The organism is Nocardioides alkalitolerans DSM 16699, assembly GCF_000426525.1.
Taxonomy (GTDB): Bacteria; Actinomycetota; Actinomycetes; order Propionibacteriales; family Nocardioidaceae; genus Nocardioides; species Nocardioides alkalitolerans.
Genome location: NZ_KE384533.1, coordinates 1,115,484 through 1,136,882, shown reverse-complemented (window position 1 = coordinate 1,136,882; position 21,399 = coordinate 1,115,484). Strand labels below are relative to the sequence as shown.

Here is a 21,399-nt window from a genome sequence, read left to right as displayed (position 1 = left end):
TCGGTCTAGGCTCTGCCCCGTGCCCCACCTCGACGACGAGGACCCCCGCGCCGATCCCCTCACGGCGCCCGCCGAGCGACCGGAGTCGCGGCCGGCGGGCGTACGACGCGCGCCCGACCTCAAGCGTCGCTCGCGGCTCGCGGGCGAGGCCTCGGCGGCCGCTGCGGAGGTGGAGTCCGCCCTCGACGTGCGCCGCGACCCGACGACGGCCGCGTTCTTCGACGTCGACAACACGCTCATGCAGGGCGCGAGCATCTTCCACTTCGCCCTGGGGCTGCACCGCCGCGAGTTCTTCACGACCCGCCAGATCCTGGGCGCCGCGTGGAAGCAGGCCTACTTCCGCTTCGCCGGCGTGGAGGACCCGGAGCACGTGGCCGACGCCCGCAGCTCCGCGCTCGGCTTCATCGCCGGCCACACCGTGGGCGAGCTCGAGTCGCTCGGGGAGGAGATCTTCGACGAGGCCATGGCGGCGAAGATCTGGCCCGGCACGCGGGCGCTGGCGCAGATGCACCTCGACGAGGGCCAGCGCGTGTGGCTCGTCACGGCGGCGCCCATCGAGATCGCCACGATCATCGCGCGCCGGCTCGGCCTCACCGGGGCGCTGGGCACGGTCGCGGAGCACGTCGACGGCGTCTACACCGGCCGCCTCGTCGGCGAGCTGCTGCACGGCCCGGCCAAGCGCGAGGCGGTGGTGGCGCTCGCCGAGCGCGAGGGCCTCGACCTGGCCCGCTGCTCGGCGTACTCGGACTCGGCCAACGACCTGCCGCTGCTCGAGCTCGTCGGCGACCCGTGCGCGATCAACCCCGACGCCCGCCTGCGTGCCCACGCCCGCGCCCGCGGCTGGCGCACCCGGGACTACCGCACGGGACGCAAGGCGGCGCGCGCCGGCCTGCTCGTGGGGGCGACGGCCGGCGCGGTCACGGGGGCCGTCGCGGCAGGCGTGGCGCTGCGCGGCGTCCGGCGCTGACGCTCCCCCGGTCCTGCCCCACGCCCGTCTCGCGCCGGTCCGGCCCGTTTCCCTTCGCTGGCGCGATGGTTTGCCGATAACGGTTCACAAGGTGTCGCACGCGGCCTAACCTGGGCCGGATGCCTCTGGGGAGAGGGCTGGGGAGGGCACGGGATGGGCTGGGAGACGCACGCCGCTGCGCGCGGCCTCGATGCGTTGCGCGCGCTGGTCGCCGACGCGTTGACGCCGCAGCACCTGGTCGTGCCCGCCGGCGGCGTCGTGCTCGCGACGATGGTCTCGGACCCCACGCACGGCACCGGCACGGCAGCGACCGAGGCCGGCACGAGCGGCACCGGCGGCACGGCCACGGGCCCGGCCGGCGACGACCCGCAGGACGACGCGGGCGAGGCGGTCTCGTCGGAGGACTCCCCCGAGGAGCAGCAGCGCCTGATCGCCCTGGTCGAGCTCGCCCGCGGCGGCGACAAGGACGCGTTCGGGCTGCTCTACGACCACTACCACGGCGCGGTCTACCGCTTCCTCTACTACCGCACGCGCTCCGTGCCGCTGGCCGAGGACCTGACGTCGGAGACGTTCTTCCGCGCGCTGCGCCGCATGGGCGACTTCCGCTGGCAGGGCCGTGACTTCGGCGCGTGGCTGATGACGATCGCGCGCAACCTCACCACCGACCACTTCAAGGCGGGGCGCACCCGCCTCGAGCACACGGTCGAGGACATGGGCGTCCACGACGACGGACACGACGAGGGGCCCGAGTCCGAGGTCCTCGCCTCGCTGACGAACGAGATCCTCATGGAGGCCCTCGGACGCATCCCCCAGGAGCAGCAGGACTGCCTCGTCATGCGCTTCCTCCAGGGGCTCAGCATCGCCGAGACCGCCGCTGCGCTCGAGCGCAGCGAGGGGGCCGTGAAGCAGCTGCAGCTGCGCGGCGTCCGCAACCTGGCGAAGCTGATGCCGGACGGGATCAGAGAGCCGTGACGACGACCGTAACCTCGGGTTCCCGGACCTCGTTGGGGTGGACAGTGCACCTGTCCGCCCCTCCCACGGGCAGGGCCACCGAACCGACAGGAACACCCGCATGATCGTCCTCCCCACGGCTCGCCGCCGCGCCGAGGAGCTCGACGCCGCGGTCTCCCGCCGTGCCTCCGGCACGACGCCGGCCGCTCCCGAGCTCGCACCGCTCCTCGACGTCGTCGCCCAGCTGCGCGCCGAGGCGGCGACGACGGCCGCGTCGCCGCGCCCCGACTTCAGCCGCGACCTCCGCGCCCTCCTCATGGCCGAGGCCGACACCGCCCTCGTGCCCGCCGCCGCCCCCGCCGACGACGACCGCCTCCGCCTGCCCGTGCACGCGACCCCGCGCCGCCAGCGCCGCGTGGCCGCCGTCGCCGCGGCCGTGGTGATCGCCGGCACCTCGAGCACGATGGCGTACGCCGCGCAGGACGCCCTGCCCGGTGACTCCCTCTACCCGGTGAAGCGGGCGCTCGAGGGCGCCCGCGGCACGATCAGCCTCACCGACGAGGCCAAGGGCACGGTGACGCTGCGCCACGCCGCCCAGCGCCTCGCCGAGGTCGAGGGCCTCGTCGCCCGCGACGAGGCGTCCAGCCGGGCGCAGGTGCCCGGCTCGCTCGAGACCTTCACCGACCAGGCCGACGACGCCGCCGCGCTCCTGCTCGGCGCCGCCGCCGACAGCGGTCACACCGCGCCCGTCGTCCAGGTCCGCTCGTTCGTGTCCGAGAGCATCGCCGCGCTGTCGGGCCTGCAGTCCCAGGTGGGCGACGACGCGGAGGCGGCGTTCGCCGACGCCGTGGCGGCCCTGGTCGCGATCGACGAGCAGGCGCTCGCCCAGTGCGCCGCCTGCGGCGACGACCCGCTCGAGCTGCCGCTGTCGCTGAGCGCTGCCGCCGCGCTCGCCGACGAGGCGGGCGAGCTCCCCGAGCTCCCGACCCTCGACCTCGCCGACCTCCCGCCCGGCAGCATCAGCGGACCCGGCGGCACCGACCCGGCGCCGATCGAGGCGCCGCCCGCCGAGTCCGAGGCCCCGAGCGGCGACACCCCGGCGCCGTCCACGCCCAGCCCGACGACGCCGCCGCAGACGTCCCCGACCCTGCCCGACGTCCCGCCGATCCTGCCCCCGTCCGGCTCGGGCAGCGGCGGCACGAGCGGGCTCGTCGAGGGCGTCACCGGCCTCACCGGCCCGCTGCAGGAGCCCCTCGATCAGCTCACGTCGCCCCTCACCCAGACGCTCGACCAGCTCCTCGGCCTCGGCCGCTGAGCGGTTCCTGTCCGCCGGCCCGGCGGTGCTGCGCCGCACGTGAGCGAGGAAGCGACGCCGCCCGGGCGGGGTAGTCCGTGACGGTCTGCTCGTCCGGTACGGCGTGTCGCCCGGCAGATCGTCACGGACTACCCGGCCACGCGGACCGGCACGCCCGGGCGAGGCCGCGGACCGGCCCGACCGTCAGCCGAACGCGCCGCCGCGGTCCATCAGCAGCGTGTAGAGGGTCTGCTGGATGGTCTCCCGCACCTGGTCGGTCACGTTGAAGACGAGCATGGGGTCGTCGGCCGCGCCCGCGTCGTACTCGTCGGTGCGGATCGGCTCGCCGAACTCCATCATCCACTTCGAGGGCAGCGGCACGAGGCCGAGCGGACCCAGCAGCGGGAACGTCGGCGTGATCGGGACGTAGGGCATCCCGAGCAGGCGCGCCAGCGAGGGCAGGTTGCCGACGAGCGGGTAGATCTCCTCGGCGCCCACGACCGAGAGCGGCACGATCGGCACCCCGGTGCGCACGGCGGCGGCCACGAAGCCGCCGCGGCCGAACCGCTGCAGCTTGTAGCGCTCCGAGAACGGCTTGCCGATGCCCTTGAACCCCTCGGGCCACACGCCGACGAGCTCGCCCTCGCGCAGGAGGCGCTCCGCGTCCTCGCTGCAGGCCAGGGTGGTGCCGGCGCGGCGGGCGATCGTGCTGACGACGGGCAGCCGGAAGACGAGGTCGGCGCCGAGGGGGCGCAGGGAGCGTCCGGCGTGGTCGTGGATGGCCACCATGGTCATGAGGCCGTCGACGGGCACGGTGCCGGAGTGGTTCGACACCACCAGCGCGCCGCCGGTGGCGGGGATGTTCTCGATGCCCCGCACCTCGACCCGGAACCACTTCTGGGCGATCGGGCGGAGGGCGGCGATGAAGAAGCGCTCCGTCATCTCCGCGTCGAAGCCGAAGTCGTCGACGACGTAGTCGCCGGTCACGCGGCGGCGCAGGAACGCGAGGAAGCGCGCGAGCTGCTGCTCGGACTCCTCGCCGAAGAGCTCGGCGGCCGCGTGCTGGAAGGCCGCGAGCCAGTCACCGATCGGCACGCCGGCCAGGGGCCCGCGGTCCCGCGTGGTGGTCGCGGCGCGGCCGCCGCCGGCAGGGCGGTCGACCGCGGACGTCCCGGCGGTCTCCGCGGCGGTGTCGGTGCGGGCGTCGTCGTCACCGGCGGGCGGGTCGGCGGGCGGGTCGACCGGCGGGCGCGGCGTGCCGCCGGCGAGACCCCGCGACGCCGACGACGGCCGACGGCCGCCGGTGCCGCGACCCGGTCGGCCGCGCGTGCCGATCGGGATGATGTCGGCGTCACCCATGCTGGCCCCCCTCGGGCACGACGGTGGGCCGCGGAGGTGCGACCGGGACCGGACGGACGGGTGCCGCCAGGGTCGTCGCCACCGGCGCGACCCGGCTCTCGATCGCGGCCAGCAGCCGGTCGGGGGCGGCGAAGGTGCGGTGCAGCCCGGCGGCGAAGACCTCGAAGGCCTCGGCCGAGGTGTGGGTGGGGGTGAAGCCCAGCTCGACCCGGCTGCGGGTCGTGTCGACCCCGCGGCCGTAGGTGAGGAAGGCGACGAGCTCGGGCGAGAGCTCGGCGACCCGGACGCGCTGCACCAGCCGGCCGAGTCCCGTGAGGGCGGCCGGGGGGAGCGGGACCGTGGGGCGCTGCATCCGGCGGATCGCCTGCGCCAGCGTCAGGACGCCGTCGCCCGCCACGTTGAAGGTGCCGGCGACGTCGCTGAGCGCCCCGTGGCGCATGACGGCGAGGAGGTCCTCGTCGAGGAGGAACTGCAGCCGGGGGTCGAACCCCAGCACCGTCGGCACGACGGGCAGGCGCAGGTAGGACGTCATCGGGCTCTCGACGGAGGGACCGATCACGTTGGCCGCCCGCAGCATCAGCACCCGGACGTCGGGACGCCGACGGGCGAAGCCACGGACGTAGCTCTCGACCTCCTGCGCGTCCTTCGCGTAGCCGCCGCGCGCGACCCGGGGCTCGACGGCCTCGGTGAACATCGCGGGATCGCGGCTGCTGGCGCCGTACACGCTCGTCGTCGACTTCACGACGACGTGCTGGACGCTCTCCGCCTTCTGGCACGCAGCGAGCAGCTGCATCGTGCCGATGACGTTGAGCTCCTTCATCGCGTTGCGTCCGCCGCTGGGGCCGGGCGAGGCGATCACGCTCATGTGGACGACGGTGTCGACGTCCTCCTTCGCGATGACCTTCGCGATGACGGGGGTGCGGATGTCGGCCCGGGCGAACGAGACGTCGCCGATGTCGCCCCGCGGGGGGACGACGTCGACACCGATGACCCGGTCGACGGCAGGGTCAGCCGCGATCGTTCGCGCGAAGCGACGACCGAGGTCGCGGGACACACCCGTGACGAGGACGACCCTGCCCATCGGCTAGCTCACGCCCGGAGCTGACTCACTTGCCGAGCTTGCGACGCTGCACGCGCGTCTTCTTGAGCAGCTTGCGGTGCTTCTTCTTGGCCATACGCTTGCGCCGCTTCTTGATGACAGAACCCACGGAGGAACCTTTCACGAACGAGGCGTCGCCTGCACAAGACGTGAGGCGACAGACGGCCAGCGTAACGGCAGGCCCGTCAGGCGCCGAAACCAGCCGCCCGCGAACCTTCCGAGGGCCGTTCCGGGACGATGCGGCGAGGCTCAGCCGGCGTCGTAGAAGCTCTTGCGGAGGAACTCGTCGACGTCCTCCTGCTTGACGCGGAACGACCGGCCGACGCGGACGGCGGGCAGGGTGCCGTCGTGGAGCATCCGGTAGACGGTCATCTTCGAGACACGCATGACGGCAGCCACCTCGGCGACCGTCAGGAACTTGACGCCGGAGATGTCTCCCGTGGGGCCGTCGACCACCATGCTGCACCGCTCTCTCTGTCCAGGCACCGGCGCTCCGCCCGTGCCTCTCCCCGCTCACCTACGAGGTTGCCGTGAGAATAGAGCCTCGTGTGACTGATGGGGAAGAGTGGACGAGATAAATCGCCACTTCATCGGCGTGTCGCGTTGCGGAACGTTCCGGAGGCCGACTCACACCGGTGGGATTCGCTCACAGGCGACTCACAGCGTCGGGTCGCGCGGCGGCAGCCCGAGCGCCGGGAAGACGCCGTCCCGGGTGGCCGTGATCGCCTGGTCGAGCCAGGTCGTCGACCTCCCGCGCCACGGGGTCCAGGCGGCGTCCCGTCCGTCGGTCATGCGGTACGGCGCGGCCCGACCCGCCACCAGCCGCACGTGCTCGCGCCAGCCCTCCGGGGTGGCCGTCGTCGCGTCGACGGGGCGGCCCGCGACGATGCCGAGGAGGTGCGTCCACGCCCGGGGCACGACGTCGACCACGGCGTACCCGCCCCCGCCCGTGACCACCCAGCGGCCCCCGCAGAGCTCGTGGGCCAGGTCGTGGAGCGCGCCGTACGTCGAGCGCTGGCCGTCGAGGCTGACCAGGAGGTTCGCGAGCGGGTCCTCCACGTGCGAGTCGCACCCGTGCTGCGTCACCAGCACCTCGGGCTGCCACGCCCGGAGCACCTGCGGCACGACCGCGTGGAAGGCCCGCAGCCAGCCCCCGTCGCCGGTGCCGGCCGGCAGGGCGACGTTGACCGCCGTACCGGGGGCGTCGGGACCACCCGTCTCGTCGGCCCACCCGGTGCCCGGGAAGAGGGTGCGGCCGGACTCGTGCAGCGACACCGTCAGCACGCGCGGGTCGTTCCAGAAGATCTGCTCCACGCCGTCGCCGTGGTGCACGTCGACGTCGACGTACGCGACGCGCTGCGCGCCCGCGTCGAGGAGCGACGTGATGCCCACGGCCACGTCGTTGTAGAGGCAGAAGCCGCTCGACCGGTCGCGCATCGCGTGGTGGAGGCCGCCGGAGATCGAGGCGCTGTGCACCGACTCGCCCGACCACACCTGCCGGAACGCCTCGTGGGTCGCGCCGACCACGTGGGCCCCGGCGACGTGCATGTCGCGGAACACGGGGTTGTCGTCGGTGCCGAGGCCGTGGGCGAGGTCGTGGCCGCCGCGGGTGCCGAGGCGCTCCATCGTCTCGATCAGCGACGGGGTGTGCACGGTGCCGATGAGGTCGGCCGACGCCATCGGTGCCCGCACCAGCTCGAGCCCGCCCGGTCCGGTGACCCCGAGCTCGGCCGCGAGCCGCATCGTGAGGTCGACCCGCAGCGGGCTCATGGGGTGGCCCGGGCCGAAGTCGTAGGCGACGAGGGAGTCGTCGTGCACCACCGTCGTGCGCCCGCCGCAGCCCGTCATGCCGCACGACGCTAGTCGCACCCCACCGGCCGCGCTCCCGGGGTGCCGCCCGGGCGCGGCGGGTCGGACGGTGAGGTGGCAGGTGAGGCGGGCGGTGAGTCGGGCGTCACCGCGCGTCCGGGTGCGCGTTGTCGGTGGCCGCTGGCACACTCCGACGGGTGCTGACCGGTGTGCTGTTCGACCTCGACGACACCCTGGTCGACCACCGGGGCGCCGCCCGCGCCGGGCTCGACGCCTGGGCGGCCGGCATGGGGGTGGTCGACGCGCCCGACGACGTCGCGACGCGGTGGACCGCGCTCGAGATGCGCCACTACACCGCCTACCAACGGGGCGAGCTGACGTTCGCCGAGCAGCGCCGGGCCCGCGTGCGCGGCTTCCTCCCCCACCTCGACCTGCGCTCCGACGTCGCCGCCGACGAGGCGTTCGCGGGCTACCTCGTGGGCTACCAGTCGGCGTGGCGCGCGTTCGACGACGCCCGCCGCGTGGTGCGACGGGCCCGTCGCGCGGGTCTGGCCGTCGGGGTCCTCACCAACGGCGACGCCCGACAGCAGCGCCGCAAGGTGGAGCGCACCGGCCTCGCGGCCCTGCTCGACGAGCTGGGCGTGCCGCTGCTCGCCTCGTCCGCACTGCCGGCGGCCAAGCCCGACCCACGGGCCTACGCGGCGGCCTGCGCCGCGCTCGGGGTGCGCCCCGAGGCCTGCCTCATGGTCGGCGACTCGGTCGCCAACGACGTGCGGGGCGCGGTCGGCGCGGGCCTCTCGGCCGTGCTGCTCGACCGGTACGACGAGCACCGCGGCGTCGGCGTGCGCCGCGTGCGCTCCCTCGACGAGCTGGAGTTCGCGGGCGCCTGAGTCTCAGGCGCCGCCGGCCAGCGCCTGCGAGCGGTTGCGGGCGGCCTCCATGGCGGCGAGGAACGCGGCCCGCACCCCGTGGATCTCGAGCTCGCGGAGGGCGGCGGCCGTCGTGCCCGCCGGGGAGGTGACCTGCTCGCGCAGCACCGTGGGGTGGGTGCCGGTCTCGCGGAGCATCGTGGCCGAGCCGACCACGGTCTGCACCACGAGGTCGGTGGCGGTCGAGCGGGGCAGCCCGAGGTGCACGCCGGCCTCGATCATCGACTCGACGACGAAGAAGAGGTAGGCGGGGCCGGAGCCGGAGATGGCGGTGACCGCGTCCTGCTGCTTCTCGGGGATGCGGAGCACCTTGCCCGTCGCGCTGAGCAGGCCCTCGACCTCGGCGAGGTCCTCCTCGCTCGCCAGCGAGCCGCCGGAGACGGCCGACATGCCCTCGTCGACCAGGGCCGGGGTGTTCGGCATGACCCGCACGACGGCGACGCCGTCGGGCACGCGCGCCTCGATGAACGCCGTCGTGATGCCGGCGGCCAGCGACACGACGAGGTGCCCGGGGCGCAGCGACGGCGCGATCTCGTCGACGACCGCGGCCATGTCCTGCGGCTTCACCACGAGCACGACCGTGCGGGCCCGCTCGGTGACCTCGACGTTGCCGGCGACCTCCACGCCGTACCGGCCGCGCAGCTCCTCGGCGCGCTCCGGCCGCTTCTCGCCGACCAGCAGGCGGTCGACCGGTCGACCGGCCCGGATGAGGCCCGAGAGCAGGGTCTCGCCCATCACGCCCGCGCCGATCACCGCGGTGAGGGTGGCGTCGGGCTGACCGGTGGGCTGACCGGTGGGCAGATCGGTCGTGGGGGGTGTGGTCACGGGCTCCTGCTTCGGGCTGGTGGTGCGGGCGGGCGGGTCTACTTCTTCGAGACCAACGACGTGAGGAAGAGTGACAGGTTCTGCGGTCGCTCGGCGAGCCGACGGGTGAGGTAGCCGTACCAGTCGGTGCCGTACGGCACGTAGACCCGCATGGCCTCGCCGCTCTCGGCCAGGCGGAGCTGCTCGGTGGGGCGGATGCCGTAGAGCATCTGGAACTCGTAGGTGCCCTGGTGGCGGCCGTGGCGGCTGGCGAGCGACTGCGCGACGCGCACCAGCCGCGGGTCGTGCGTCGCGATCATCGGGTAGGCCTGGCTGGCCATGAGCACGCGCAGGCAGCGCACGTAGGACTTGTCGACCTCGGTGCGCTCCCGGAACGCGACCGAGCTGGGCTCGTCGTACGCGCCCTTGCAGAGCCGCACCCGCGAGCCCTCGTAGGCGAGGTCGCGCGCGTCGGACTCGGTGCGGTGGAGGTAGGACTGAAGCACCGCGCCGGTCTCGGGGAACTCCTTGCGCACCTCGCGCAGGATCGCGAGCGTGTCGTCGACGGAGGCGTGGTCCTCCATGTCGAGGGTGACGGTCGTGCCCACCGCCCGGGCCGCGGCGGCGACCCGGTGGGCGTTCTCGAGCGCCAGGTCGAAGCCCCCGTCGGGCAGCGCGCGGCCGACCGCGCTGAGCTTGAGCGAGACCTCCGCACGGCGCGCCATCCCGCGGGCGGCGAGAGCCTCGAGCAGCCCCAGGTACGTCGTCGTGGTCGCCTCCGCCTGAGCGGCCTCGACCGTGTCCTCGCCGAGGAAGTCGAGCGTCACCAGCAGGCCGTCGTCGACGAGCGCCGCGGTGGCGGCGACGGCGTCGTCCTCCGTCTCGCCCGGCACGTAGCCGCGCACGACCGCCGCCGAGACGGGCAGCGTGGAGACGGCGCGCTTGACCTGCTCGCTGCGGGAGAGGGCGAGGAGGGGCTGTCGCAGGAGGGACATGCCCGTCACGCTACCCCTCGGCGCTGCGGCCCCGTCGGGGGTCGCGCCCGGTCAGTCCTCGAGGGTGAAGTGCTCGCGTGCGAACGCCAGCGACTCCGCGAGGTCGGCCTCGCGCTGCTCCGGCCCGGCGGCCTTGCGGGTATTGATCTCGAGCACGACGTGGCCGTCGAAGCCGGTGCCGGCGAGGTGGCGGAGCAGGCCCGCGGCCCCGGTCACGCCGCGCCCGGGCACGAGGTGCTCGTCCTTCGCCGATCCCGACCCGTCGGTCAGGTGCAGGTGGCGCAGCCGGCGGCCGAGGCGCTCGGCCATCGCGACGGGGTCCGACCCGGCGGTGGCCGCGTGGGAGAGGTCGAGGGTGGTGTTGGCGTAGTTCTCCTCGGACGGGTCCCAGCCGGGGACGTACATCTCCATCCCCTTGGTCGTGCCCTTCCGCGGCGTCGCCTTCCACGGATACATGTTCTCGACGGCGAACGCGATGCCGCTCGACTCCTCGAGCGCGGCGATGCCGTTGACGAAGTCCCGGGCGTACTCGCGCTGCCAGCGGAACGGCGGGTGCACGACGACCACGTCGGCGCCGAGGGCCTGCGCCATCTCCGCCGAGCGCTGCAGCTTGCCCCACGGCTCGAGGCCCCAGACCCGCTGCGTGAAGAGCAGGCACGGCGCGTGCACGGCACAGACGGGCACGTCGTGCTGCTCGACGAGCTGGGCCACCGCGGAGGTCTGCTGGCTGAGCGCGTCCATGCCCACCATCACCTCGACGGCGTCGTAGCCGAGCTCGGCGGCGTAGGCGAACGCCCGGGCCGTCCCCTCGGGGTAGACCGAGGAGCTCGAGAGCCCGACGTGCGGCGCACCCGGCCGCGAGCGCGTCGTCAACCGAGGATGCTCAGCTGGTCGAAGCGTTCGATGATGACGCCCTCGCGCAGCGCCCACGGGCAGATCTCGAGGCACTCGAGGCCGAAGATGTCCATCACGGCCTCGGCGACGAGCGCCCCCGGCACGATCTGGTGGGTGCGGCTCGGCGAGACGCCCGGCAGGTCGGCCAGCTCGTCGTCGCTCATCGCCATCAGCTTGGGGATCCACTCCGACAGCGCCTGGGCCGGCAGCAGCCGCGGCACGAGATGGCCCTCGGACGACGGCGCGGCGCCGCAGATGCGGGCGAGCGAGCGGAAGGTCTTGGAGGAGGCGGCCGCGCGGTCCGGCGTACCGGCGCGCAGCAGGTTGCCGGCGTCGCGTGCGATGTCGGCGCGGATGCGTCGGCGCAGGGCGCGCACGTGCTCCTCGTCGGGCACGCCGTGCGCGAAGAACTCGCGGGCCAGGCGGGCGGCGCCCAGCGGCAGCGACCACGCCACGTCGGGGGCCTCGTCGGAGCCGCCGGCGATCTCGAGCGAGCCGCCGCCGATGTCGAAGACGGCGAGCCGGCCGGCCGACCAGCCGAACCAGCGGCGCACGGCGAGGAAGGTGAGGCGGGCCTCGTCCTCGCCCGCGAGCACGCTGAGGCGCAGCCCGGTGCGGGCCTCGACCTCGGCGAGCACGGCGTCGGAGTTGGTGGCGTCGCGGACCGCGGAGGTGGCGAACGGCAGCATCTCCTCGCAGCCCTTGTCCTCCGCGACGACCTGCGCCTGGGCGGTGAACGCGACGAGCGCGTCGACACCCACCTGGGTCACCGCCCCGCTCGCGTCGAGGTGCTCCGCCAGCCGCAGCGGCTCCTTGTAGGAGTACGCCGGGAGCGGCGCCGCGCCCCCGTGGGCGTCCACGACGAGCAGGTGCCCCGTGTTGGACCCGATGTCGAGCACTCCGAGCCTCATGCCTGCCTCACACCCGCCATGGGGCAACGGTAGCGCTGCACGGCCCGTGCTGCGGTGCGGACGTACGCTGTCGCCGTGCCCGACCAGGCCCCGGCCTCCCCCTCCCCCGCTCCCCCGCCGCCCGAGGTGCCCCTCGACTTCGCGCGCGCCTGGGTCGAGTTCGTCGACCCCGACGACGCCGAGCAGGTGTTCCGCTGCGACCTCACCTGGCTGACCTCCGCCTACACGTGCATCTTCGGCGGCGGCTGCGCCGGCATCTACGCGAGCGCCCCCGACGTCGGCTGCTGCACGCTGGGCGCCCACTTCTCCGACCGCGACGACGAGCGCCGGGTGGCGACGTACGTCGCGCAGCTCGACGCCGCGACCTGGCAGCACCGCCCGGACGTGCGCACGATCCAGCGCAAGCACTGGGTGACGACCGACGAGGAGGGCGCGCGCAAGACCCTCACCATCGAGGTCGACGGCCAGGAGGCGTGCGTCTTCGCGAACCGGCCGGGCTTCGCGGGCGGCGAGGGCTGCGCGCTGCACTCGCTGGCGCTCCAGCAGGGTCGCAACCCGCTCGAGACGAAGCCCGACGTGTGCTGGCAGCTGCCGCTGCGCCGCACGTTCCGGGACGTCGAGCGGGCGGACGGCACGACGTACAGCGAGGTCACCATCACCGAGTACGACCGCCGCGGCTGGGGTCCGGGCGGTCACGACCTGGACTGGTACTGCACCGGCAACCCCGTCGCGCACGTCGCGCCGGAGCCGCTCTACGTCACCAGCGCCGCGGAGCTCACCGAGCTCATGGGGGCGGCCGGGTACGCCGCGCTCGTGACGCACTGCGAGGCCCACGTGCGGTCGCGCTCGGCGCTGGCGCTGCATCCCGCCGACCCCCGCTGAGCCACATACGGCACCCGGTGCCGTCATGACACCCGGCCTCTCGACGTCAAGAGACCTGAACCCCGGCGCGGGCACGCGGTCGGGCCTCCCCGAGAATCTCCCCATGCGCTTGGACCATCTCTCCTACGCCGCCGGCCCCGACGGGCTGGCCGGCACCGCCCAGCGTCTCGGGAAGCTGCTCGGCCGTGACTTCGTCGACGGGGGTGTCCACCCCCGCTTCGGCACGCGGAACATGACCCTCGGCCTCGCCGGGGACACCTACATCGAGGTCGTCGAGGTGCTGGACCACCCGGCCTCCGACAAGGCGCCGTTCGGCCAGGCCGTCCGCGCCCGCTCCGCCCTCGGCGGCGGGTGGCTCGGCTGGGTCGTCGCGGTCGGCGACATCAGCCGCGTCGAGAAGCGCCTCGGGCGCACGGCGGTCAAGGGCAACCGGCACCGCCCCGACGGCACCGAGCTCACCTGGAAGCAGATCGGTGTCAACGGCCTCATCGCCGACCCGCAGCTGCCGTTCTTCGTGCACTGGGAGTCGCCGCGCCACCTGCACCCGGGGGCCGGCGCCGACCAGGACTACTCCTTGGCCTGCCTCGAGATCGCGGGCGACCCGCACCGCGTGAGCGAGTGGCTCGGCGAGTCGGTCGAGTCCCCGCTCGAGGACATCAAGGTCGAGTGGGTCGCCCCGCACGGCACCCCCGGCGTCCTCGCCGTCCAGGTGCAGACGCCCGCCGGGCTCGTCCGCATCTGACCCGCCACCGCCTGCGACACCGGCTCCGCGCCGTCCTCCCGTCGATGACCTCCCTCCCGCCCGGGGCGCCCCGGGGCACGATCCCGAGCCCCAACATCTGGGAGCACACGGCGACGTACGAGCTGGAGAACACCGGCGTCGACCGGGCCGGGGTCGTCGAGCGCACCATGCGCGGCATCGACGACTGGTCGGGCCGCACGCTGCTCGACCTGGGCTGCGGCGCCGGGTTCCACCTGCCCCGCTGGGCCGCGGGCGACGCGTACGGCGGCGGGGCCGCCCGGGTCGTCGGCGTCGAGCCCCACCCCCACCTCGCGATGCTGGCGCGCCGGCGCACCCGGGGCCGGACCGGCATCGAGGTGCTCGTCGGGTCGGCCCAGGAGATCCCGCTGCCCGACCGCTCGGTCGACGTGGTGCAGGCGCGGTGGGCCTACTTCTTCGGCCCGGGCTGCGAGCCCGGCCTGGCCGAGCTGGCACGCGTCGTACGACGCGGGGGCACCGCCTTCGTCATCGACAACGACGGCTCGCGCTCGACCTTCGGCCGGTGGTTCCGGCGCGGCTACCCGGACCTCGACCCGCCGGAGGTCCAGGAGCGCTTCTGGTCGCAGCACGGCTGGAACCGCGAGCCGCTCGACATCGCCTGGACCTTCGACAGCCGCGCCGACCTCGAAGCCGTCGTGCGCATCGAGTTCGACCCGGCCACCGCCGACGCGATCCTCGCCGAGCACGAGGGCACCGGCGTCGACTACGCCGTCAACCTCTGGTGGAAGCGGTTCTGAGCCACCTGGAGGTTTCGCCGCTCGAGCGGCGAAACCGCCACTCTGCGACCGACATCCAGGGCGTGGAGCACCGGTTTCGTGCGCACAGTCCGGCGGGGAACCCCTAGCTGGAGCCGCGCACGACGAGTCGCGGCGTCAGCAGCGCACCGCTGCCGAAGCGCTCGCGGCGGCCGATCAGCTTGCCGAGGCGCTGCACGATCTGCACGGCGACCTCCTCGAGCGGCTGGCGCACGGAGGTGAGTCCGCCCGGCACCACCTGGGCCACCGGGGAGTCGTCGAAGCCGACCACCGCGACGTCGTGGCCCGGGCGCAGGCCGCGCTCCGCGAGCTGGTGGAGCACCCCCATGGCGAGCGTGTCGGAGGCACAGACGAACGCGGTCGGCGCCGCCTCGTCGAGCAGCACGCCGGCCGCCTCCCGGCCGCTGGTCACCAGGTCCTCGACGCGGGAGGCGAGCCCGGTGGTGGGCAGGCCCCGGGCGTGGAGGGTCCGCGACCACCCGGCGCGGCGGTCCTCGCCGATCGGGGAGTCCTTGCGCCACCCGATCCAGGCGATCCGCTCGTGGCCGCGGTCGAGGAGGTGGCTCGTCGCGGCGGCCGTGCCCGCCGCACCGTCGACGTCGACCCACGGGTGGAGCGCCGCGGGCGTCCAGGGGCGACCGAAGGCCACGAACGGGACGCTCGCGTCCTCCAGGTAGGCGGCCTGCGGGTTGCCCCGGTAGGTGTCGGTGACGACGAAGGCGTCGACCGCGGTGGAGCGCACGAGCTCGTCGTAGCCCGAGGCCGGGTCGGTCGGGTCGTCGCCGTCGAAGAGCAGCACGTGGTAGCCCGCCTGGCGCGACGCCTGCACCAGCGAGTGCACGAAGCGGTCCATGGTCGCGTTCGCCGTGCCCTCCGCGAACGGGGTGAGGCGCAGGCCGATGAGGTGGGAGGCCCGGGTGCGCAGGTTGCGGGCCGCGCGGTTCGGCGAGTAGCCGAGCTGGTCGATCGCCGCCCGCACCCGCTCGAGCGTGTCGCTGCGCAGGAGGGCGGGGTTGTTGAGGGCGTTCGACACGGTCTGGCGCGAGACACCCGCGACCGCGGCCACGTCCGCCAGCGTCGGCGGGGCCGGGGGCACGTCGAGCACCCGGTGGGGGTCCCGGCCCATCGCTCTCCCTCGTCGGTCGGTCGCGACGCTTGATCGATCCAAGCACCGCCGCGACGAGCATAGTGACGTCCGTCGCGGTGCCGCGACCGTATCCCCGGAGCGGCCCGGCAGATGTCGTAGCCGTCCCCGGAGCATCCCCGTGGGCAGCCCGGCGCGCAGCCCGGGGGCGCTGTCGGTGCGCTCGTCTACGGTGCGGAGCATGAGTCGCCCCGCACCCTCGTCCCGCTCCCGCAACCGTCCCGTCCACCGGTGCACCGAGTGCGGGTGGGAGACGGCGAAGTGGGTGGGGCGCTGCGGCGAGTGCCAGGCCTGGGGCACGGTCGCGGAGGTGGGTCCCGGGGCCGACGGCACCCGCGGCGCCTCCAGCGCCGCCGGCCCGGTCACCACGCCCGCGCTCCCGATCGGCCAGGTGGGCGTCGAGGCCGCCGCGTTCCGCTCGAGCGGGATCCCCGAGCTCGACCGCGTCCTGGGCGGCGGTCTCGTGCCGGGGGCGGCCCTCCTGCTGGCGGGCGAGCCCGGCGTCGGCAAGTCCACGCTGCTGCTCGAGGTCGCCGCCCAGACCGCGCGGCTGGCGGCGCGCACGCTCTACGTCACGGGCGAGGAGTCGGCCTCCCAGGTGCGCCTGCGCGCCGACCGCACCCACGCGATCACCGACGAGCTCTACCTCGCCGCCGAGACCGACCTCGGGGCCGTGCTCACCCACATCGACGAGGTGAAGCCGACCCTGCTCGTCGTCGACTCGGTGCAGACCATCAACGCGGCCGGGGTCGACGGCGTGCCCGGCGGCGTCACCCAGGTCAAGGAGGTCGCGGCCGCCCTCATCCGGGTCGCCAAGACCCGGGGCATCACGACCGTGCTGGTGGGCCACGTGACGAAGGACGGCTCGATCGCCGGCCCACGGGTGCTCGAGCACCTCGTCGACGTCGTGCTCCACTTCGAGGGCGACCGCGGCTCGCGGTTCCGCATGGTCCGGGCGATGAAGAACCGCTTCGGCCCGATCGACGAGGTCGGCTGCTTCGAGCTCGGCAGCGAGGGCATCCTCGCGGTCTCCGACCCCACGGGTCTCTTCATCGAGCACCACGAGCGCCAGGTCGCCGGCACGTGCGTGGCGGTGACGATGGAGGGCCGCCGCCCCCTCCTCGCGGAGGTCCAGGCGCTGGTGACGCCCACGACGGCCGACCGGCCGCGTCGTACGACGTCGGGCGTCGACAGCTCCCGCGTCGCGATGGTGCTCGCCGTGCTGGCGCAGCACTGCGGCATCCGTCTCCACAACACCGACGTGTTCGCCTCGACGGTCGGGGGCGCGAAGCTCAACGAGCCCGCGAGCGACCTCGCCCTCGCGGTGGCGATCGCCTCGGCCAGCCAGGGCCGCGCCGCACCGCTCGGCGCGGTCGCCATGGGCGAGATCGGCCTGGCGGGCGAGCTGCGCAAGGTCCGCGACCTCGAGCTGCGCCTCGCCGAGGCCGCCCGGCTCGGCTTCCGGGTGGCCGTCGTGCCGGGCCGCTCGGGCGTGCACGCGCGCTCGCCGGAGTCCTGGACCGTCGACGGCATGCGTGTCATCGATGTGACGGACGTCGCGTCCGCCCTGCGCCTGCTGAGCCTGCTGCCGGGCTGACGGGCTCGGCCGGTCCGCGCACCCGGAGGGGCGACGGACCGGCCGAGCCGGGCCTCAGCCCCCGGCGAACGGCGGCAGGAACTGCACGACCTGCCCCGGGTTCACGACGACCTCGCCCGGCTCCTCCGAGCTCGACGGCCGGTCGTCCACCAGCACGGAGCACACGGCCAGCACGTCACCGAGGCGCGCGCCGGGGTGCAGTCCGAGCACGCGTTGCTGCAGGTCAGCGAGCGTGACCGCACCCTCGACCTCGACGCGGTCGGCGTCGGTGCCGGCGGCCTGCTTCGCGGCCGCCCAGTAGCGGACCTCGATGACCTGTGTCTCACTTCGCGAGGATTCCGATGGTGTGTCGCCCATGTTTCTGTATCCTTCCGTTCACCTCAGCAGGCCGAAGCTCAATGTCGTGTTTCGGTCCCCGCCCCTCAGGCAGGAGACCATCATGAGCACACTTCTGCTCCTCACCAGCGCACTTCAGCCCTCGGTGGAGGTCATGCCCGGCCTCGCACTGCTCGGCCACAGCGTGAAGATCCTCCCGGCCGAGGGCAGCGCCCTCCTCGAGGCCCCCGACGCCGACCTCGTCCTCGTCGACGGCCGCCAGGAGCTGGCCCACGCCCGCGACCTCTGTCGCCTCATCCGCACCACGGGCACCGACGTCCCCGTCCTCCTCATCGTCACCGAGGGCGGCCTCGCGGTCGTCGCGGCCGACTGGGGCATGGACGACGTCGTGCTCCACACCTGCGGCCCCGCCGAGCTCGAGGCCCGCATCCGCCTCTCCATCGGTCGGCTCGCCGCCCAGCGCGAGGCGGACGACCCGGAGGCCCACGTCATCCGCAGCGGCGAGGTCGTCGTCGACGACGCGACCTACACCGCGAAGCTCGGCGGCCGCGCCCTCGACCTCACCTTCAAGGAGTTCGAGCTCCTCAAGTTCCTGGCCCAGCACCCGGGCCGCGTCTTCAGCCGCCAGCAGCTGCTGCAGGAGGTCTGGGGCTACGACTACTTCGGCGGCACCCGCACGGTCGACGTGCACGTGCGTCGCCTGCGCGCCAAGCTCGGCCCCGAGCACGAGACCCTCATCGGCACCGTGCGCAACGTCGGCTACCGCTTCGTCCTCCCGAGCAAGGAGAAGACCGACAAGGTCACCTCCAGCGCGGAAGGTGCGTCGGTCGAGGCCTGAGCCCCGACCGACCGGCTCCACCCAGCTCCACCAGCTCGACCGCGTCTCCTTCGACGCCGGCCTCCGGGGGTCCCGCCCCGGGGGCCGTCGTACTGTCGGGGGCATGCCCGCCGCGCTCCGTGCCATTGCTCCCGACGCCGCCGAGGCGGAGGTCGCCGCCGCCCTGACGGCCGTCCGCGCCGTCGACGAGGCCTGCCACGCCGGTGACGGCGCCGGCGTGCTCGACGAGGCCGCCCACCTGCGCCTCGCCCACGACGGCCTCGCCGGCGCCCGCCTCTGGCTGGCCACCGACGCCGAGGAGCCCGTCGGCTTCGCCCTCCTCACCGGGGAGTCCCTCGACCTCGCGGTCGCGCCGACGGCCCGCCGTGCCGGCACGGGTACGGCGCTCGCCGCCGCCGCGGTCGCCGAGGCCGGTCCCCGGCTGCTCGCCTGGTCGCACGTCGACCACCCCGGCGCGGCCTCGCTCGCCCGCCAGCACGACCTCCACGCGGTGCGCGAGCTGCTCGTCATGGCCCGCCCGGCCACCGACCTGCCCGCGCCGCCGGAGCGCGACGACGTCCGGGTCCGGGCCTACGACCCGGCCGCGCCGGGCGACGCCGCCGACCTCCTGCGCATCAACGCCGCTGCGTTCGCGCACCACCCGGAGCAGGGCGCGATGGACGCCGACGACCTCGCGCGCCGTACCGCGCAGGACTGGTTCGACCCCGCCGGCCTCCTCCTCGCCGTCGACGCCGCCACGGGCGCCACCCTCGGCTTCCACTGGACCAAGATCGAGCCCGCGGTCGCCGACGGCGGCACGACGGGCGAGGTGTACGTCGTGGGCGTCGCCCCGGAGGCGCAGGGGCGCGGCCTCGGGAAGCTGCTGACGCTCGCCGGCCTGCACCACCTGGCCGACCGCGGCGTCACCGAGATCGAGCTGTACGTCGAGGGCGACAACCACCCCGCGCGGGCGGTCTACGCCGGGCTCGGGTTCGAGGTCGTCGCGACCCACGTGCAGTACGCCCGGGGCTGAGCCCTCAGCCGACAGCGGCCAGCACGGCGGCCGCGATGGCCTCGGCGCCCTCGCGCGTCGGGTGCGCGCCGTCGCGGGAGAGACCGGGCTCCCAGCGGCGCTCGTCGACGCCCACCGCGTCGACGATCTCGACGAAGGGCACCTCGAGCTCGTCGGCCAGCGCGCGCTCGGCCTCGATGAGCGGACCGACGTCGCCCCAGCCCGGCGCCTCGAGGGGCGGCGGCGAGATGATCCAGACCTCCGCGCCCGCCTCCTGCGCGGCCGTCACCATCGACCGGAGCGCGGCCGTCGACCGCTCGACCGGCAGGCGCAGGCGTACGTCGTTGGTGCCCCCCATGATGACCACGCCCTCGGGGCTGCGGGCCAGCACGTCGCGCTCGAAGCGGGCGGCCATCTCGTCGAGCGTCTGGCCCGACACGGCGGTGTTGGCGACGTACCGCCACGGCGTGCGGTCGTCGGTGACGACGTAGCGCAGCCACGACCCCCGACCGGGCAGGTCGACGACGTCCTCCGTGTCGGCCTCGGTGATCGAGTCGCCGATGAAGACCGTCGGGATGCCCGCGTCGCTGGCCTCGACGCGCGTGAGGTCGACGACCGCGACCCCGGCCACGACGGCCGCGAGCACGCCGACCGCTCCCCCACGCCGGAGGAGGCGTCGGGTGCGGTCGTCGCCAGCGGTGGTCATCGCGCGACGTCCTCCGCGGGCGGCTCGGCGTCGGACGCCGGACCGGACGCCTCGACCTCGGCCGCCTCCCGGGTGGCCGCCTGCGGGTCGGCCGCCTCCGGCCGACCCACCAGGGCGGCGGTGCGCCGGACGTGGCCCGGGGTGTCGCGCAGACCGCGCGCGAGGGCGTGGGCCGGGGTGCGGGCGCCCGCCGTACGGGTCTCGTCACCGACGCCCAGCCCGACCCGCAGCGCGTCGGCGATCCGCGACAGCGCCGCGCGGTTGGTCGCGCCGAGCTCGACCCAGTTCGCGAACCCGTGGATGAGCCCGTCGAAGCGCTGCGCCTCGACGGGCACGCCCGCCTCGGCCAGGCGCGCCGCGTAGGCCTCGCCCTCGTCGCGGAGCGGGTCGAACCCGGCGGTGGCGACGTACGCCGGGGCGAGGCCCTCCGGCAGGTCGGCGACGAGCGGCGAGACCGCCGGCGACGCCTGCATCGCGGCGTCGGGCAGGTAGGCGTCGGCGCAGCCGTCCATGAACTCGGTGGTGAGGTAGAAGCCCTTCCCGAAGAGCCGGTGGCTGGCCGACGACCGCGTCAGCTCGGTGGCCGGGTAGATCAGCAGCTGGAACGCGAGCGGGAGACCGCTGCGGGCCGCCTCGAGCGCCACGAGGGCGGCGAGGTTGCCGCCGGCCGAGTCGCCGCCGACGGCGAGGCGGCTGGTGTCGGCGCCGAGCCACCCGGCGTTCGCGGTGACCCAGCGGTACGCCGCGAGGGCGTCGTCGTACGCGGCCGGGAAGGGCTGCTCGGGCGCGAGGCGGTAGTCGACGGACAGCACCCGCACGCCGGCGCGCTCGGCGAGGAAGCGGCAGAGCGGGTCGTGGCTGTCGAGGTCGCCGTAGACCCAGCCGCCGCCGTGGAAGAACACGAGCAGGGGGTCGCCGGCGCCGTGGTCGCGCACCAGCCGTCCGCGCGGCACGTAGAGCCGACCGGGGCGGCCGGCGACGCGGCACGACTGGACCTCGCCGATCGGCTGCTGGCCCCCCGCCAGCCGGGTCTGGGCGAGCAGGGCGCGCCGGGCGGCGGGCACCGGGAGCGTCTCGACGTCGGGCTCGCGGGCGACCTTCTTCAGGCGCAGCACGAGCTGGGTGTCGAGGTCGAGGGTGAGGCCGTCGAGCACCACGGGCGGACCGGCCAGGCGTCGCTTCGTCGACGTCGGCAGGCGGAGCACGCCGGAGAGGAAGGCGGCCTTGGCCGACGCCGTGCCGCGGGTCAGCCGGGGCAGGGCGAGGGAGCGGAGCGAGGAGGTCGGGGCCACCTCCCGCACGCTACCGAACCCGCGTCAACAGCGGCACCCGTACGGCGGATCCCGTGCCCGGCCCC

Annotated in this window: 23 protein-coding genes; 10 read left to right on the top strand and 13 right to left on the bottom strand. The window is 74.7% G+C overall.

The features are described from left to right. Positions 1-19: 19 nt before the first annotated feature. The 3 genes from K329_RS0122245 (at position 20) to K329_RS0122235 (ending at position 3,233) form a co-directional block, all read left to right on the top strand. Positions 20-967, top strand: a complete 948-nt coding sequence (locus K329_RS0122245; RefSeq protein WP_211225931.1) for an HAD family hydrolase — start codon at positions 20-22, stop codon at positions 965-967. A gap of 153 nt (positions 968-1,120) precedes the next feature. Next, the gene (locus K329_RS0122240; protein ID WP_028474763.1) at positions 1,121-1,939 is read left to right on the top strand and encodes a sigma-70 family RNA polymerase sigma factor; all 819 of its coding nucleotides are present in this window, start codon (positions 1,121-1,123) and stop codon (positions 1,937-1,939) included. A gap of 100 nt (positions 1,940-2,039) precedes the next feature. Further along, the gene (locus tag K329_RS0122235) at positions 2,040-3,233 is read left to right on the top strand and encodes a DUF5667 domain-containing protein (RefSeq protein ID WP_028474762.1); all 1,194 of its coding nucleotides are present in this window, start codon (positions 2,040-2,042) and stop codon (positions 3,231-3,233) included. Between the two features lie 183 nt (positions 3,234-3,416). On the opposite strand, the gene K329_RS0122230 is transcribed toward K329_RS0122235, so the two are convergent. The 5 genes from K329_RS0122230 to K329_RS0122210 form a co-directional block, all read right to left on the bottom strand. Continuing rightward, a complete protein-coding gene (locus tag K329_RS0122230) occupies positions 3,417-4,571 on the bottom strand; it encodes a lysophospholipid acyltransferase family protein (protein WP_028474761.1) in 1,155 nt (384 codons plus the stop codon). After that, positions 4,564-5,652, bottom strand: coding sequence for an NAD-dependent epimerase/dehydratase family protein (locus K329_RS28825; protein ID WP_084541510.1), 1,089 nt, complete (start codon positions 5,650-5,652; stop codon positions 4,564-4,566). Before K329_RS28825 ends, K329_RS0122230 begins: the two co-directional genes overlap by 8 nt. A gap of 25 nt (positions 5,653-5,677) precedes the next feature. Next, a complete protein-coding gene (locus K329_RS30540) occupies positions 5,678-5,779 on the bottom strand; it encodes a 30S ribosomal protein bS22 (protein WP_008356322.1) in 102 nt (33 codons plus the stop codon). Positions 5,780-5,919: 140 nt separating this feature from the next. Further along, a complete protein-coding gene (locus K329_RS0122215) occupies positions 5,920-6,156 on the bottom strand; it encodes a helix-turn-helix domain-containing protein (protein WP_425411493.1) in 237 nt (78 codons plus the stop codon). A 171-nt stretch (positions 6,157-6,327) separates the two neighbouring features. Further along, on the bottom strand, positions 6,328-7,518 hold the full coding sequence (locus tag K329_RS0122210; protein ID WP_043644414.1) for an acetoin utilization protein AcuC: 1,191 nt from the start codon (positions 7,516-7,518) through the stop codon (positions 6,328-6,330). Positions 7,519-7,676: 158 nt separating this feature from the next. On the opposite strand from K329_RS0122210, the gene K329_RS0122205 reads away from it, so the two are divergent. Then, on the top strand, positions 7,677-8,369 hold the full coding sequence (locus K329_RS0122205; protein ID WP_043644411.1) for an HAD family hydrolase: 693 nt from the start codon (positions 7,677-7,679) through the stop codon (positions 8,367-8,369). A gap of 3 nt (positions 8,370-8,372) precedes the next feature. Here K329_RS0122205 and proC read toward each other — a convergent pair whose 3' ends face one another. From proC to K329_RS0122185, 4 genes are read right to left on the bottom strand one after another with little or no spacing between them, the layout of a single operon-like run. After that, positions 8,373-9,233, bottom strand: a complete 861-nt coding sequence (proC, locus tag K329_RS0122200; RefSeq protein WP_342665414.1) for a pyrroline-5-carboxylate reductase — start codon at positions 9,231-9,233, stop codon at positions 8,373-8,375. Positions 9,234-9,271: 38 nt separating this feature from the next. After that, positions 9,272-10,207, bottom strand: coding sequence for a proline dehydrogenase family protein (locus K329_RS0122195; protein WP_028474756.1), 936 nt, complete (start codon positions 10,205-10,207; stop codon positions 9,272-9,274). Positions 10,208-10,258: 51 nt separating this feature from the next. Further along, the gene (locus tag K329_RS0122190) at positions 10,259-11,080 is read right to left on the bottom strand and encodes a sugar phosphate isomerase/epimerase family protein (protein WP_028474755.1); all 822 of its coding nucleotides are present in this window, start codon (positions 11,078-11,080) and stop codon (positions 10,259-10,261) included. Beyond that, positions 11,077-12,012, bottom strand: a complete 936-nt coding sequence (locus tag K329_RS0122185) for a Ppx/GppA family phosphatase (RefSeq protein ID WP_028474754.1) — start codon at positions 12,010-12,012, stop codon at positions 11,077-11,079. Before K329_RS0122185 ends, K329_RS0122190 begins: the two co-directional genes overlap by 4 nt. A 75-nt stretch (positions 12,013-12,087) precedes the next feature. Here K329_RS0122185 and K329_RS0122180 point away from each other — a divergent pair, with 75 nt between their 5' ends. The 3 genes from K329_RS0122180 (at position 12,088) to K329_RS0122170 (ending at position 14,412) form a co-directional block, all read left to right on the top strand. Beyond that, entirely contained in the window at positions 12,088-12,894 is an 807-nt protein-coding gene (locus K329_RS0122180; RefSeq protein WP_245596654.1) for a DUF3109 family protein, read from the top strand. A 103-nt stretch (positions 12,895-12,997) separates the two neighbouring features. After that, positions 12,998-13,636, top strand: a complete 639-nt coding sequence (locus tag K329_RS0122175; RefSeq protein ID WP_028474752.1) for a VOC family protein — start codon at positions 12,998-13,000, stop codon at positions 13,634-13,636. A 44-nt stretch (positions 13,637-13,680) separates the two neighbouring features. Beyond that, positions 13,681-14,412 carry a class I SAM-dependent methyltransferase gene (locus tag K329_RS0122170; protein WP_028474751.1) on the top strand — a complete coding sequence of 244 codons (732 nt, stop codon included), beginning with the start codon at positions 13,681-13,683 and terminating at the stop codon, positions 14,410-14,412. Between the two features lie 103 nt (positions 14,413-14,515). Here K329_RS0122170 and K329_RS0122165 read toward each other — a convergent pair whose 3' ends face one another. Next, entirely contained in the window at positions 14,516-15,556 is a 1,041-nt protein-coding gene (locus K329_RS0122165; RefSeq protein WP_052337227.1) for a LacI family DNA-binding transcriptional regulator, read from the bottom strand. Positions 15,557-15,755: 199 nt separating this feature from the next. On the opposite strand from K329_RS0122165, the gene radA reads away from it, so the two are divergent. Continuing rightward, positions 15,756-17,171: a DNA repair protein RadA gene (gene radA / locus K329_RS0122160; protein ID WP_028474749.1), complete on the top strand. Its 1,416-nt coding sequence runs from the start codon at positions 15,756-15,758 to the stop codon at positions 17,169-17,171. A 54-nt stretch (positions 17,172-17,225) separates the two neighbouring features. Here radA and K329_RS0122155 read toward each other — a convergent pair whose 3' ends face one another. Then, positions 17,226-17,528 (bottom strand): MoaD/ThiS family protein, encoded by a 303-nt coding sequence (locus K329_RS0122155; protein ID WP_052337226.1) that lies wholly within the window; start codon positions 17,526-17,528, stop codon positions 17,226-17,228. A gap of 82 nt (positions 17,529-17,610) precedes the next feature. Here K329_RS0122155 and K329_RS28820 point away from each other — a divergent pair, with 82 nt between their 5' ends. Both K329_RS28820 and mshD read left to right on the top strand, forming a co-directional pair. Further along, entirely contained in the window at positions 17,611-18,345 is a 735-nt protein-coding gene (locus tag K329_RS28820) for a response regulator transcription factor (RefSeq protein ID WP_043644408.1), read from the top strand. A gap of 103 nt (positions 18,346-18,448) precedes the next feature. Beyond that, positions 18,449-19,357 (top strand): mycothiol synthase, encoded by a 909-nt coding sequence (gene mshD, locus K329_RS0122145; protein WP_084541602.1) that lies wholly within the window; start codon positions 18,449-18,451, stop codon positions 19,355-19,357. 4 nt (positions 19,358-19,361) lie between these two features. Here mshD and K329_RS30005 read toward each other — a convergent pair whose 3' ends face one another. Then, the gene (locus tag K329_RS30005; RefSeq protein ID WP_052337225.1) at positions 19,362-20,042 is read right to left on the bottom strand and encodes an SGNH/GDSL hydrolase family protein; all 681 of its coding nucleotides are present in this window, start codon (positions 20,040-20,042) and stop codon (positions 19,362-19,364) included. Then, complete coding sequence (locus K329_RS28810; protein ID WP_245596653.1) at positions 20,039-21,334, bottom strand: alpha/beta hydrolase; 1,296 nt, start codon at positions 21,332-21,334, stop codon at positions 20,039-20,041. Before K329_RS28810 ends, K329_RS30005 begins: the two co-directional genes overlap by 4 nt. Between the last annotated feature and the right edge of the window lie 65 nt (positions 21,335-21,399).